Source organism: Alistipes indistinctus YIT 12060 (assembly GCF_025144995.1).
Classification (GTDB): Bacteria; Bacteroidota; Bacteroidia; order Bacteroidales; family Rikenellaceae; genus Alistipes_A; species Alistipes_A indistinctus.
In genome coordinates, this window is record NZ_CP102250.1 from 281,744 (window position 1) to 295,390 (window position 13,647).

Sequence of the window (13,647 nt, forward strand, 5' to 3'; positions counted from 1 at the left end):
GAGGCAATGTGGTTATGTCCGGTCAGAACGGATAGCCGATAGCCAGGTGGAAACCGAGGCCGTCTTTGAAGCTGGGGATGTTGTAGTATCCGTGTTTCCCGGTATCGTATGGGGCGTGGATGCCGATACCCAGGTCGGCCCGGATCACCAGGTAACTGATGTCGTAACGCAGGCCGAAACCGGTGCCCAACGCAATTTCGCGCCCCAATCCTCGCCAGGTCAGTTCGGCTCCCGGGCGGTCTTTGTCTTTTTTCAACAGCCAGATATTGCCCGCATCTACGAATAGTGCGCCGTTGAGCTTGCCGATCATTTTGAACCGAAATTCGACGTTGGCTTCCAACTTGAAAGTTCCGGTTTGGTCGAGATAACCGTTTTTATTGTCTGCGGGCGGACGGTAACTGCCCGGGCCGAGCGAGCGGATTGTAAACGCGCGGATGCTGTTGGCTCCTCCGATATAGAACTGTTCGCTGTAAGGAATGACTTGAGAATTCGCATACGGATGCGCAGCACCGATCATAAAGCGGTAAGCCAGCCAGCTGGCCGATTCGCCGATCCGCTGATAGAACCGGACTTCGCTCGTCGCTTTGATAAATTGGGCGAATTGGTTGTTGAAAATCTTTTTAGGGCCTTTTTGTCCGCATAATTCCATAATGCCGTACAGCAGGTTGCCGGCCGAAGTGAAACTGCTCTGCCAGTACAACCGGTTGCGCGGATAGCTTTTGTCGAACGTATAGGTGTACGACATGGCCGGGATGAACTGGTTGCGGAAACTCAGCGCGATGGCCGGGTTTTCGTTCAGGGTGGAGTCGAATTCTGCTGATGTGTGCAGCAGCCGGTTGTACGTGAGTTTCAGGATCGACACCGAGTGATAGCTGTTCGGAGAACTCTGCCAGTCGTAACTGAGCGAGGTGCTGAACGAAATCAGCTTGAAGAACTTGGGACGGTTCAGCAGGTCTGCGCCGAGTTGGATGCGGGAACGTGACGGGTAAGCGGTGACTCGCGAAAAGAAACCGGGGAAGATCAGTTTAGGGAACTCCAGCGATGCGTTGAGCCCGAATTCGTAGGAGTTGAGCAGCGAGGCTTTCGTCCCTCCCGAATTCCGGTTTCCGGTCTGCCATTCGTACGAACCGTTCAGTCGGAGCGAGAGCACTTCCCCGCCCCGGAACAGATTGTTGTTGTTTATGCGCAGGGAGAGTCCCGGCCCGAGGAGGCTGTTCGATTTCGAGGTGACGTTCATTTCCAGTTCCGCCTCCAGCGGATAGTCGAAAGCGGCGGCTATTTCCACATCGAGCGTATCGCGTCCGTGCAGCGAATCGGGAGGCGTGACGCTGAGGTTTACCGAGCGGAATATGCCCAGTTTGTTCAGGTTGGTCAGGGTTTTGTTCTGGTCGGCTACCGTGAACAGCTTGCCGCTGTCGAGCGTGATGGCTTTGGAGAGTACTTTCGGGCGGATTTTCAGTTTTTTCTGGTAGATCAGCCGGTAATCCTGCAACCGAAGCGTATCCTGAATCCCGGGACGGATATTTTGCAGTTGTACGGTGAGGCTGCCGGTCGTGTACGGTCGTAATGCCACTTCCGGAACGGTCGGCTTGACCTGCATGCGCAGCTGTACCCGTTCGGGGTGCTGTGTCGTGTCGGCCTGGTAGTCGATGTAGTCCGGACGGAAAAAATAGTAACCGGCGTTGCGCAGGATATTGCTGATGCGCTGCCGTTCGGCGGAGAGCGTGTCCATGTTGTATTGCGCGCCGGGACGGATCAGCGACGAAGCCTGCAACGTATCGAACGCCGCGCCGAGCGGTCCTGTGAGGCGGGGATAGGCGATACTGTCGTAGAACCACGGTTTGCCGACATGAATGTCATAACTGAGTTTTGCCTTTTTCGGGTTTTTGCGCGGCAGCAAAGTATATTGCGCTTCGGAGCCGAAATAGCCGTAATTGCCTAAAATGTCGGCTACCAGTTTTGTGCGCAGTTCGGGCTGCACTTTGGAAATCAGTACCGGGTTTTTGGCCAGGCGGTTGTATAGCCAGTGGCGAAACCCTTTTGTTTTGGGCGTGTACAGGTGGTTGTAGGCCCACAACCCGATGGGAAACGGAGTGCGGACATAGGGGCTGTACAGCGGGTTGTTCGGTTTTACCGACAGCGGATCTTTGACGGCCGATTCAATGCCCGGGGCAATCCGGCCGCTCGAATCGGTATTGATCGTGATTTTTTTGACGCCGGTATAGAGCACTTCGTCCGATGCCAGTCGTTTTGTGGTGGAGCAGCCTGCCAACCACAGCACGGCTCCGCAACCCAGCAGGATGTGTGTCCAGGTACCGGTATGTCGTTGTCTGCTATTCATTAGCTGCGGTTTTGGCCGGCGGTGCGGCCTGTGTTTGGACTTTGTTCTTCATAAACCGGAACAGGTCGGTGATCTTGAGCATCTTTTTGCGGATCACGAAACCGACTCCCGTTTCGATTACTTCACCTTCGAGGATGCTTTCGTAATCGGTATGCCGGAACAGCTTGACGAACATATTGTCGCGTTTGGTGACCATGTATTCCAGTGAAATGTCGTCGATTAAGTTTTCTTTAAGGTTCTCGGTCGGGTCCGCATCGGTGCTGAACTTGCCTCCGATCACCGCGCGGACACGGTTGTTGAAGAGGTTTTTCGAGACTTTGTACGAGTAGTCCGTGCGCTGCGTTCCTCCGTTGGCGGTCTGGTCGTATGTATCCACGCCGAAGCTCAGGTCTACGCCTTTGAGGTTGTTCTGCGCCCACTGGTTCAGCTCTTTGGCGATGAAAGTGTTCAGCGGGTTCGACGAATTGACCTTCGCGGTGGTGCCGGGTCCCGTGTAAGTGTTGTAGATTAGCAGGCTCATCGCCTGGCTGGCCCGTTGTTCGGCGGTCAGCGACGAGAGCTGGTTCTGCATGGTCAGGTCTTCGGGAGCCGAAAGGTCGAACGTGACAGCCAGATCGCTCAGCGTATTACGAAGGTTGATGCTGATGTCAAACGTAACGGGACGCCCACTGTCGCTGCCGTCGCTGGTGACGTTCGTCCGCACTTTGTCGACGGCGGTCAGGTTGAAGGCCGGGTCGAGCATCTCCCCGCTCCATTCGACGTAACTGCCCGCGACGATGTCGAACGATTTTTCAGAAATTACGGGCGGTTTATAGCGCACGAACCCGCCGGAGACTTCGTATTTACCTGAAAAACGGCTGTCTCCCAATTGGTTCATCGTATAGGTGAGGTTACCCCCTCCCTGCAACTGGACCCTGTTTTCTGCATCTTCCGACAGATCGACGCCCAGTTTGACAGAGTTGTTTACGTTGACATTTACCTGGATATCCAGCCCGTTGATCTTCATCGGGCGGATCGAATCGAACTGTTCGAACTCGGTGGTATCGTTGAACGAGACGAATGTAACGATATTCTGGTTCTGTTGTTTCACCTCCAACGGGGAGTCCTGCATGACGTAGTTCACCTCCGTGCCGCCCAGCAGCGAGACGTCTCCCCGGACGAACAGATTGTCGAGCCTGCCTTTGACTTTCGTATTCAGATCCATATAAGCTTGTCCGTACACCATCGACTTGCGGCTTTTAGCCACGTTGACCACCTGGAAATCGGATGCGGTGAGGAGCAGGTCGGCCGTGATGGCGCGAAAGTCCCGCAGGTTTATTTGTCCGTCGATCGTCAGCGGCTTCTTGTTTGGTGCGATAATCTGGAAGTTGCCGAACCGGACGAGACTGTTGTCGATCGAGATCGGGCTGGGCGACAATGTGAACGTAGTCCCGATCATACCCACTTCCACGGCTGTTTCCGCAAAGGCAAGGCTGCCGTCGACCGATAAATTCTGGAAGGAGCCTGTTGCGGCGATCTTCCCTTTCAGGGCGCCCGACAGCTGTGCCATGCCCGGTGTTAACAGTGCATTGACGGGGGTGAGCGGCAGTCCCGGCAATTCAACCTTCAATTCGAGCGGCCGCTCCGGCAGCGTGTCGGTATAGCTGCCTCGGGCGGATAACACCTCCGTGCTGTCCAGCGAGAGTTTTGCGGCGAACTGCTGACGGCTTCCCTTCTCCATCCGGTAATCGAAGCCGAGTCCGATGGTCCCGATACGCCGTTTGTCATATTGCAGGTCGGTGACGTTGACGTTGCCTCCGGCCTCCAGCGAAGTACCCGTCGTATCCTGCTGCTGCAAAACGATGTGCGTATCGAAGCGACCGTCTATGGGGGGAGGGGTCGGGAATAATGCCAGGGTCTTACCGATATCGATCCCGGCGATGTCCAGCGCCAGCGGGCCGTGCTCGGTGTGGTCAGTCGTGCGCAGTGAAACGCGTTGATTGTCGTGTGTGAGCAGGAAATCCGCATGGATGTCCTTGCCGATGTGATACACGATGTGGTTGTCCGGATTGACGCTCCATTGCCGGGAGCCGAATGTCGGATTTTCGGGGAACATGCTTACCGTAACCGTGCTGTCCGAGAGTACGCCTTGTAGTCCGAACCGGAAGCCTTCTTCGCCGGAACGGCTTTTTTGCAGGCAGTTCAGGATGGCCCGGTCGCCCGCAATATTGCCGTAGAGGGCGATCATACCCACATTATCCAGGTTACCCGGATGGTTTGCCAGCCGGAGCAGGTAGTTGAGTTGCTTGCGCTGTTGGTGCAGGCTGAAAGTCAACGTGTCGAGCCTGATACTGCCCGAGGTCAACTGGTAGACGACCATCCGGGCGGAAAACGGTGTCGAATCTTTGAGCAGCGCGTCAAACGAAAATGTTTTAAAGCTGATTCCCTGTAATTTTAGGTAGTTGTTCAGGATGTTTTTCCTCCCTGCCGTTGCCTGCAACCGGAATGGCGGTAGCTGGCTACTGATGGTATCCATGTTGAAATCTTCATTGCGCAGTTGTTCGGAGAACAGCTTTACGCCGCGGGCGAAACGGGCTCCAAGGGAATCGGCTCCGACGCGTGTTTCGAAGTCCAGCTGCAGGTCTCCCGAGCGGATTCCGGCTTCTACCCGTTCGGGAGCTGACAGCAATGTGAGCGACGTCGGCCGGATTGTATTGGTTTCCCATTTGTTCCAAAGAACGATTTTGTCGAGGGCCAGTGTCGCGGTGTAACTCTTATCCGCAGTTGCCGAAGCGGTCAGGTCGATTGTGAGGGTACCCCCGATCCGCTCCCGGGTCAGGTGCATGCGCTCCAGGTGGCAGCTGTCTACGACTCCCCGGATTTCGGCCTTTTGTATGGTTTCTGTCAGGTGGCCTTGTAATCCGAGATCGAGTTGCAGCGCTTCGTTTTGGCTGGTCAGCCGCCCGGACAGGTTTTGTTCCTTTAATACCGCTTCCAGTGCGATCCCGTTGTACGGGAAACCGAGGTAATCGAACCGGTCGATTTGCAGCTTCAGCTCGCTTTGTGTCTTTGCTACAAGCGGATCGAATCCTTTTCCCCGGGTTTCCAACTGCAACGTAATGCGCCCCAACGAATCGGCCGGCAGGAAATCCTTTGCCGGGAAACTATCGCAAGCGAGCGTCAGGTCGTATTGCTGGCTTTTGGGCGTTAGGTGTCCTTTCAGTGTAAGCGTGCCGGAATCTACAGCCAATGCGAGTACCGGTGCGAACGCTCCGTTGTGCATTTCGATGCGTCCGTGGAGTCCGATGTGGCCGGGAATGCGGAGCCGGTTGCGTAAGGTCGAATCGGGCAATAATTCCCTCAAGAAGTCCGTTCGGCTGAATACGCCTTTGATCCGGGCCTGGCCGTTGAGTTTTGCGGGGTCGGTTGCCGAAGCGAGAAGACCGTTCACGGAAAGATTGAGATGATGCGGAATCGCTAGGGCGATTTCGGAGGAGAACCTGCCGACGGTACCTGAAAAATTGCTGTTGAGCGTAACCGTTTTTCCATTCAGGGCTTTTCGTATGGCCGGGTCGTCCCTGAAGGGCGTCAGCGGCATGATCTCTTTCAGGTCGATGTCTGCCGCCAGATTCATTTGCAACGTACTGGCCGGATCGAGTTTAAGTGCCGAGGCGGCGGCTTGCAAGTCGATCCGGATCGAAGAGAACGGAGTCTGCACATTGAAATCCGACAAAAAAATCCGGCTGCTATCCATTCCGAAACTTCCGCTGAGCCGGTCGACCGCCAATCCGCTACGTTCTCTCAAAGAGAGGGAGGCAATTCGGCCGCGAATCTCACTGCCCCGGTTGTAGAGCGAGTCCGCTACGAAATTCAGGCCGGAAACCGCGATGTGCGATGGATCGAATCCCGGGGCGGGTATTCCGTCAATGCGGCCGTACTCGGCCGCATTGTTTTGGAGTTCAATGCGGTTTACGGCAATCGTCCACGGTTGTGAAGCAACATTTGAGGACGCATCTTGTACGGTTTCCGTGTCCGTTCTCTTTTGAGATGTGGTGTCCGTCAGGTAGGAGTAGTTGCCCTGTTTCAGCAGAATCCGATTGACACGGACCTCTTGCTTACCCAGATCGATTTCTGCATCTGCGATGTCACCCGCTGCCAGGCGTACAGCCAATCGCGTCACTTGCGGCCGGGTTTCCATCCTGAAATTGATCTGATTGAGCCGCAGTCGTTTGGCTTGAATGGTCCAGGGGATTGTTGCCGTATCTTTGGCGGTGGTGTCGGCCGGGCTCTCCCCGGTCGAAAGGCTTACGTCGCCTTGCGACAGTTCGACAGAGGTGATTCCGGCCACACGACGCTTCAGGTCGATGTCGTCGGCTTTGAGGATCAGCTTACCGATCCGGGCCCGCAGCCCGAACTGGGCCGCCGTGTCGAGGTAGTTCGCTGTGGTTTGGCTCAGCGTGAATTTCCGCACGGTGACTTGTTTGCGCAGTAACGGCAACAACGCCACATCAGCCTGCAACCTGCCGCAGTAGAGCAATGTATCGTTGCCCGATTGGCTGACCAGTGCCTGTTCAATCACGAGGTTTAACGGGAATGCCAGCCGGATGCGTCGCACGGACAGGTTGAATTCTGTCTGTGCGGAGACGTAATCTTCCGCTTTGGTGCGGATGAAGTTTTGGATGGCCGGGATATACAGCAATGCAGGCAGTACAATCAATACAGCCAGCGTGCAGAGCAGCCCCCGCAACAGGTATTTGACAATCTTTTTAGCCATCGATCTCGGACACGTCGATTAGTGCGGTGATCACCAGCCAATTTCGCGCCAAAGTTATAACCTCCGCCGGTTTTAAACAAAAAAAACAGGCCCTTTTGTAAGGGCCTGTCCTGTGACGCTGGAAGCGGGATTTTAGAATCTCCAACCTGCCGTTACGGCGAACACGCTGTTGCGTATTTTGCTGTCGTCGCTGTATTCAGCCTTGGCCACCTTGGTTACTCCAATGTTGTAGCGGGCATCGAGGATCAGGCCGCAGTTGAAGTCGTATGACACACCTACCGGAACTGCGAGGTCGAATGTTTTGAAGGCATCTTTCATGCCGTCGTTGGCGCCCAGCAGGAACCCGGGCTGTACGCCGGCTTTCACGGCCAGGCCTTTAACCAGGTAGAAGTTCGCGAGGATAGGAATGTTCAGGTTGTCCGTTTTAATTTTCGCATCATCGCCTTTTGCACCCTGACGCGAGTAGAGTACGTCTGCCGAAAGGGCGAACAGGTTGCTGAAACGGTAATCGGCGAAAATACCTCCGGTGAATCCGACTTTGTAATTGCCGTCGCTGTTGGTCAGATTGGCGATATTGATACCGGCTTTAACACCATAACCGAATCCGGTGTCTTGGGCCGAAGCTGTGAATGCGAAAGCGGCCACGGCGAGGATAGAGAACAAAATCTTTTTCATAGTTCTTTTAATGTTTTTTAGTTTGTAAAGCGCAATCAATTTTGTCTTTGAACCAGTTCGATCATATAACGCCGGGTCGGATGTTTTGTTACAGCTTTTTTTGCGTGCAAATATGTCTTATGTGGTTATGTGTTTTGTAATAAGTGTTTTGTGGTGTTGTGAATTACCGTTTTAGAACAGGAGAACTGTCACGGTAAAATAAAAACAGGCGCTAAAAGCGCCTGTTTTTATCAGATAAGCAGGTACCGACACTTAAAATCTCCATCCGGCCATAATCGAAAACACCCCGTTACGGTATTTATCCTGTTCCTTGAATACGTTGGAAAGCCCGATTTGATAACGTACGTCGAAAAGCAAACCGCATGAAAACGTATAGGACAGGCCGACAGGAACGGCGAAAGTGACCGTGTTACATCCGTCGGTTACCGGAGTATCGTCGATTTTGGCTCCCATTACGAATCCGGGCTGCAGGCCGGTTTTGAAAGCCAGTCCCTTCGCGAGGTATAAGTTTGCCAGAATCGGGATGTTCAAATTGTCTGTTTTAAGTTTTTCACGGGTATCGTCTCCTCCCTGTCCGGAATAAAGTATATCCGCAGACAGTGCAAAAACTTTGCTGAACCGGTAATCCACGAAGATACCTCCAGTAAAACCGACTTTTGAGTCGACACCCATGTTGGTCACTTTGGCGATGTTTACACCGGCTTTAATTCCGTAGCCAAATCCTCTTTCCTGTGCATATGCACTCGTTACGAAAAGTGTACAAACCACCACTAATAACAGATTCTTTTTCATAAATCAATTTTTGAGGTTTAGTATTGTCAGGTTAATAGTGTTCGGAAGATTAATATAGATGATCGTCGCTTTCGATTTCCTGGCGAGTGATCGGTTTGCGGTTCATCGCACGCCACGAATACCAGATATAAGCCACGACGAACGGAATGAAGATCGATACGATACTCATCGCTTCAAGCGTGAAGAGGCTCGAGGAGCTGTTGTAGATGGTCAGTGAGCTCTGCATGTCAGAGAGGGAAGGATAGTAAGCCGTATTGTTGAATCCGGCCAGCAGTAGGAGCGAAAGCACGGTCAGCACGGCCCCGCCGCCGCTGAACCAGATGCTTTTGCGCGAGCCTTTGAAGATGCCGGTGCCGATTCCCCATAATACAGCCAGGACACCGACTAACAACATTGCCGCTATCACAGGGATTGCCAGCAGATTGTGCAGGTACTTGAACGGTTCGACGGAGATAACCCCTGTCGTGGGATCGACGGCCCAACCGTTGGCGAAGAGCAGGCTGATGAGGAACGTCAGGAAGCAGGCCAGGAAAGGAATGGTATTGTATACCAGGTGTTTCCTTGAACGCGAAGCGATCGTGGTGTCATCGATGTCGTTCATGAAATATTGCAGGCCCAGGATTCGTGACAGGAAGAGCACCGAGAACCCCAATGCCCAGTTTCGGTAGTCTGCCAACGCATCCAGCCCGCGCCATGAGTTGGTCCATTGCGAAATAGTGTTCACTCCGTCGTAATTGCCCAGATTCATGCGGTCGACCGTAAAATTGGCGCCGGTAAAAAGCGTCCCTACGGCAGCGCCGAGCAGGAATGCGCCTGCTACTCCGTTGATGATCAGGAATGCGTTGTAGCTCTTTTCCCCGAGGAAATTATCCGGTTTCCGCCGAAATTCGTATGCGACCGCCTGAATAACGAATACGAACAGGATCAGCATCCATACGTAGAATGCACCGCCGAAACTGGTGCTGTAAAAAAGCGGGAACGAGGCGAAAAAAGCACCGCCGAACGTGACCAGCGTGGTGAACGTGAGTTCCCATTTCCGGCCGAGCGAGTTGACGATCATGTTACGTTCCTCTTCGGTCTTGCCGATCGTGTAGAGCAGCCCCTGCCCTCCCTGGACGAAGAGCAGGAAAACCAGCAGTGCGCCCAGCAGGCTGATCAGGAACCACCAATAGTGCTGTAACAGAATATATGTATCCATAGCCGTGCAGTCTTATTTATTCGGTTTGTCGGCCGGGGCCGTTTCGTCTTTCGGGCCGATCTTGATCTGTTTGGTGACGATCATCAGTTCGGCGATGAGCAGTGTCGTAAAGAGCGCAACGAAGATGAAGAAGGTAACCATCACCGACGAAGCATTGATGCGCGATACGGATGCGACCGTGGGGAGCAGGTCCTGGATTGTCCAGGGTTGGCGGCCCACTTCGGCTACGATCCAACCCGAAACGGATGCGATATACGCCAGCGGGATCGACCATACCAGTGCGAGCAGCAGCCAGCGGCGCTTGTCGATTGTATCCCGGTAAACCAGCGCCAATACCACTGCGAACAGGAGGATGAAGTAGCATCCCAGGGCAACCATGATCCGGAAGGTGTAGAATACCAGCGGGACGTTCGGGATCGTGTCGGTCGGGGCGTTCAGGTAGCCGTAGCCGAAATATTTGAAGTTTTCGGCCAGGAAGGCCTTGCCCTGCGGCGTGTCCGGGTTGAACAACGCCGTTACGCGCGCGATTTCGGCAGAATCTTTTTCTTTGAGCGCCTTGTGGTAGATGGCGAGTTGTTCGATGGCTACCCTGCCCCGTTCGATTTTCTCTTGCGTCGAAAGGATGCCTTCGGCCTCGTTGCCGTCGATCAGGTCGTTGATTCCGGCTACATAGGCTTTGCTGTCTTTGAAACTGAGGATCGAAAGCAATTTGGGAATGTCTATTTTGAAATAGTAGGCATTCTCGTTGTCGGTTCGTTCGTTTTCGGGCTTGAGTATGCCGATGACCGTCAGTCCCGCACCGCGGCTGCCGTCGTATAAGGCTTCCATCGCAGCCAGTTTCATCGGTTGGGTTTTGGCCACCTGCTCACCCGAGCCATCGCCGGAATAGAGCAAGGCCAGCGAACTGACCAGCCCGAAGATGCCGGCCACCTTGATACTGTCTTTGGCCATCTGCCCTTCCCGTTTGCGCAGCAGGAACCATGCGCTGATTCCCACGACTACCACAGCGGCCAGTACGTAGCCGGAAGTTACCGTGTGGAAGAATTTGTTCAGTGCGACGGGTGACAGGAGTACGTCCCAGAACGAGGTCATTTCGTTACGGGCTGTAGCGATGTTGAAGGTCATCCCTATCGGATACTGCATCCATGCGTTGGCCACCAGTATCCACAGGGCCGAAAGGTTCGCGCCGATGGCTGTCAGCCACGTCGCCGTGAGGTGGAATCCTTTGGAAACTTTGTTCCAGCCGAAGAACATTACGGCGATGAAGGTGCTTTCCAGAAAGAAAGCCATAATGCCCTCGATGGCCAGCGGGGCCCCGAAAATATCGCCTACGAAGTGCGAATAGTTCGACCAGTTGGTGCCGAATTCGAATTCGAGAATGATTCCCGTTGCTACGCCGATCGCGAAATTGATCCCGAAAATCCGCATCCAGAACTTCGTCGTCCGTTTCCAAAACTCGTTGCCGGTACGGTAATAGATGCTCTCCATGATCGCGCAGATGATGCCGAGACCGAGGGTCAGCGGCACGAACAGCCAATGGTAAATGGCTGTCATCGCAAATTGCGCGCGCGACCAGTCGACCACTTGCATCCAGTCGGTAGTAGATAGTATCATAAGCAGTCCGTTTTTAAATTGGTCATAATCAGGTTAAGTGTGTGAAATGAGCAAGGATTCCGACGACCGATCCAAGGATCAGTGCATTGGTCGCGATAATGGGTACAGGCTTGCGGTCGTCATGCCCGACCTGAATTAACATCGGAACGGTCAGGGCCAGTGCGACAATGCCCCCTTGAAGCCACCACGGTACTTGGGGCAGGTCGAGATGGATAATGACGATCGTAATGAAAAAATAGTGTATGAAAGCCGATACGGTAGAATATTTAGGTAGTTTTTGCACCATCATCGGGATGATGTCAATCAGGCCGATGAGTAGTCCCAATAATATGGAAAATAATAATTTATCCATTTTACGTTGAAGTTATGGTTTTACTTCGATAAAGCGTTCCCGGACATACTCCCCCTTCTGAATGTCGTTTTGGAACCGGCCGAGGATGTCGGGAAAAAAGAAAAGCCGCAGGATGGCGAACATGATGAACAGCTTGATCAGGATCACGGCCCAGAGCGTGCGCCCCAGCGTCATGCTGCGAAATCCGTCCGCATAGAAGCGGTAAACCCGGTATGCCCAGTTCGTATGTGCCATTAAAGTAAAACTTCTCTTAATCAAAGATAGAAAATCCGGGGGGAATCCCAAACAAAACCCTCTTCAAATTGGCGGATTGTTGTATATTTGTCCGGTAATCCCCTCCCCGCAATTATGACACCAATCCGGAATATAGTATTCGATTTGGGCGGAGTGCTGATCGATTATGATCTTCAGCGCTCCATCGACGCGTTTCGTGCATTAGGTTTTATGCAAATCGATCAGTACATTAACCCCTACCGCCAATCCGGCGTTTTCCTGCAACTCGAAGAGGGCAAGGTCGAACCTCGGGCCGTTTACGATCTGGTCGATCGCGAGGTCGGCCATCATGTCGATGAGCGGAAGATCGATGCCGCCTGGTGCAGTTTTCTGATCGACATTCCCGACTACAAACTCGATATGCTGCTTGATTTGCGCAGGAAAGGATACCGGGTTTTCATGCTGAGCAATACGAACACGATCATGTTCGAATGGATGAAAAAAAATGTTTTCACCAAACAGGGCTTGACGGTGGATGCCTATTTCGACCGCTTATTCCTCTCCTATGAGATGAAATTGGCCAAACCCGGGGAGGCCATCTTCCGGACCATGCTCGCCGATGGAGATATGCGACCCGGCGAAACCCTGTTGATCGATGACGGCGAAGCCAATGTGGAAGCGGCGTCCCGGTTGGGGCTACAGGCCTATTTGGCACGTCCGCGGGAGGATTTTCGTCCGATTTTTGCCGAATATCCCTTAGATCCACACTTTAAAAATATCGAGCTATGAGAATTACAACGAACCTGTTTGCAGCAGTTGGAGCCGTGCTGACGATGGCTTCCTGCGGGCAGAACCGGCCGGCGTCCGTTCCCCAAGTGGAGATTTTGACAAACGATAGCATAGCCTATTGCGAAAGCGTGTTGGCTGACGGAGACCGCTTATTGGTATGCAACTTCGGTACCGACGAACTCAATCCACTCAATACCGAAGGCAAAGGCTATGTGCTCGAATGGAAGGACGGTACTTTCCGTACGCTGATTCCTGCCGACGGTAATCTTTCAGGTCCCAAAGGGACGCTGATTAAAGATGCCCATCTGTTTATCGCCGATGTGGGTAAAATGGTGGTCTATAACCTGGACACCCTCTCTCAGGCACCCCAGGTCGTTCCGTTCCCGGAGGGCGAACTTTTCGTCAACGACATGGCGTTGGCCGGCGATACGCTTTATGTGACGGTGACCAATACGGGTAACATTTATTCTCTGGATGTATCCGCCCCTTCGAAGCTGGATCCGCAGGCGCTTACGCTGTATACGAATGTGCCGGGGGCGAACGGGATTGTCTTGCGTGACGATGTGATGTATGTAGCTTCTTACCCGCCCGACGGCGTGACGACCGATAAGAACGTAATTTATGAGATCGGGGATATTCGCATGCCTCACCCCGCTCCGCTGACCGACCGGGCCGGGCAGTACGACGGTCTGGCACTGAGCGGCGACGGCCAGCGGCTCTATTTTACCAGTTGGGTCAATGGCGAGGTCGGTTATTGGGATTTCCAGAACCGAAGCGTACAATTGCTTGATTTGGCCGATGTTGAATTGTCCGGTCCTGCGCGGATCGCGTTGCGTGACGGCGTACTCTATATTCCGGATCTTCCCGCCAGCCGAATCGTTATCGTGCGCTAAACTCGTTTTTTTGTTTGTAAATACAAA

Annotated in this window: 10 protein-coding genes; 2 read left to right on the forward strand and 8 right to left on the reverse strand. The window is 53.5% G+C overall.

What is annotated here, in order from left to right:
* Positions 1–22 precede the first annotated feature (22 nt).
* The 8 genes from tamL to NQ495_RS01345 all read right to left on the reverse strand — a co-directional run bounded on the left by tamL (position 23) and on the right by NQ495_RS01345 (position 11,959).
* The gene (gene tamL, locus NQ495_RS01310) at positions 23–2,341 is read right to left on the reverse strand and encodes a translocation and assembly module lipoprotein TamL (protein WP_009134792.1); all 2,319 of its coding nucleotides are present in this window, start codon (positions 2,339–2,341) and stop codon (positions 23–25) included.
* The gene (locus NQ495_RS01315) at positions 2,334–7,094 is read right to left on the reverse strand and encodes a translocation/assembly module TamB domain-containing protein (protein WP_009134791.1); all 4,761 of its coding nucleotides are present in this window, start codon (positions 7,092–7,094) and stop codon (positions 2,334–2,336) included. Before NQ495_RS01315 ends, tamL begins: the two co-directional genes overlap by 8 nt.
* Positions 7,095–7,226: 132 nt before the next feature.
* Positions 7,227–7,769 (reverse strand): porin family protein, encoded by a 543-nt coding sequence (locus NQ495_RS01320; protein WP_009134790.1) that lies wholly within the window; start codon positions 7,767–7,769, stop codon positions 7,227–7,229.
* Positions 7,770–8,021: 252 nt separating this feature from the next.
* Positions 8,022–8,561, reverse strand: coding sequence for a porin family protein (locus NQ495_RS01325; protein WP_009134789.1), 540 nt, complete (start codon positions 8,559–8,561; stop codon positions 8,022–8,024).
* A 49-nt stretch (positions 8,562–8,610) separates the two neighbouring features.
* Positions 8,611–9,759, reverse strand: a complete 1,149-nt coding sequence (locus NQ495_RS01330; protein ID WP_009134788.1) for a cytochrome d ubiquinol oxidase subunit II — start codon at positions 9,757–9,759, stop codon at positions 8,611–8,613.
* A gap of 12 nt (positions 9,760–9,771) precedes the next feature.
* A complete protein-coding gene (locus tag NQ495_RS01335; protein ID WP_009134787.1) occupies positions 9,772–11,373 on the reverse strand; it encodes a cytochrome ubiquinol oxidase subunit I in 1,602 nt (533 codons plus the stop codon).
* Positions 11,374–11,401: 28 nt separating this feature from the next.
* Entirely contained in the window at positions 11,402–11,698 is a 297-nt protein-coding gene (locus tag NQ495_RS01340) for a hypothetical protein (RefSeq protein ID WP_232208923.1), read from the reverse strand.
* Positions 11,699–11,737: 39 nt separating this feature from the next.
* The gene (locus tag NQ495_RS01345; protein WP_009134785.1) at positions 11,738–11,959 is read right to left on the reverse strand and encodes a DUF4492 domain-containing protein; all 222 of its coding nucleotides are present in this window, start codon (positions 11,957–11,959) and stop codon (positions 11,738–11,740) included.
* A gap of 114 nt (positions 11,960–12,073) precedes the next feature.
* On the opposite strand from NQ495_RS01345, the gene NQ495_RS01350 reads away from it, so the two are divergent.
* Both NQ495_RS01350 and NQ495_RS01355 read left to right on the forward strand, forming a co-directional pair.
* Positions 12,074–12,727 (forward strand): HAD family hydrolase, encoded by a 654-nt coding sequence (locus NQ495_RS01350; protein WP_009134784.1) that lies wholly within the window; start codon positions 12,074–12,076, stop codon positions 12,725–12,727.
* The gene (locus NQ495_RS01355; RefSeq protein WP_009134783.1) at positions 12,724–13,620 is read left to right on the forward strand and encodes an LVIVD repeat-containing protein; all 897 of its coding nucleotides are present in this window, start codon (positions 12,724–12,726) and stop codon (positions 13,618–13,620) included. Before NQ495_RS01350 ends, NQ495_RS01355 begins: the two co-directional genes overlap by 4 nt.
* Positions 13,621–13,647: the final 27 nt, after the last annotated feature.

Coding starts and splice junctions, on each gene's coding strand:
- NQ495_RS01355 (WP_009134783.1), top strand. CDS start 12,724: ATGAGAATTACAACGAACCTGTTTGCAGCAGTTGGAGCCGTGCTGACG.
- NQ495_RS01335 (WP_009134787.1), bottom strand. CDS start 11,373: ATGATACTATCTACTACCGACTGGATGCAAGTGGTCGACTGGTCGCGC.
- NQ495_RS01330 (WP_009134788.1), bottom strand. CDS start 9,759: ATGGATACATATATTCTGTTACAGCACTATTGGTGGTTCCTGATCAGC.
- tamL (WP_009134792.1), bottom strand. CDS start 2,341: ATGAATAGCAGACAACGACATACCGGTACCTGGACACACATCCTGCTG.
- NQ495_RS01325 (WP_009134789.1), bottom strand. CDS start 8,561: ATGAAAAAGAATCTGTTATTAGTGGTGGTTTGTACACTTTTCGTAACG.
- NQ495_RS01320 (WP_009134790.1), bottom strand. CDS start 7,769: ATGAAAAAGATTTTGTTCTCTATCCTCGCCGTGGCCGCTTTCGCATTC.
- NQ495_RS01315 (WP_009134791.1), bottom strand. CDS start 7,094: ATGGCTAAAAAGATTGTCAAATACCTGTTGCGGGGGCTGCTCTGCACG.
- NQ495_RS01350 (WP_009134784.1), top strand. CDS start 12,074: ATGACACCAATCCGGAATATAGTATTCGATTTGGGCGGAGTGCTGATC.
- NQ495_RS01345 (WP_009134785.1), bottom strand. CDS start 11,959: ATGGCACATACGAACTGGGCATACCGGGTTTACCGCTTCTATGCGGAC.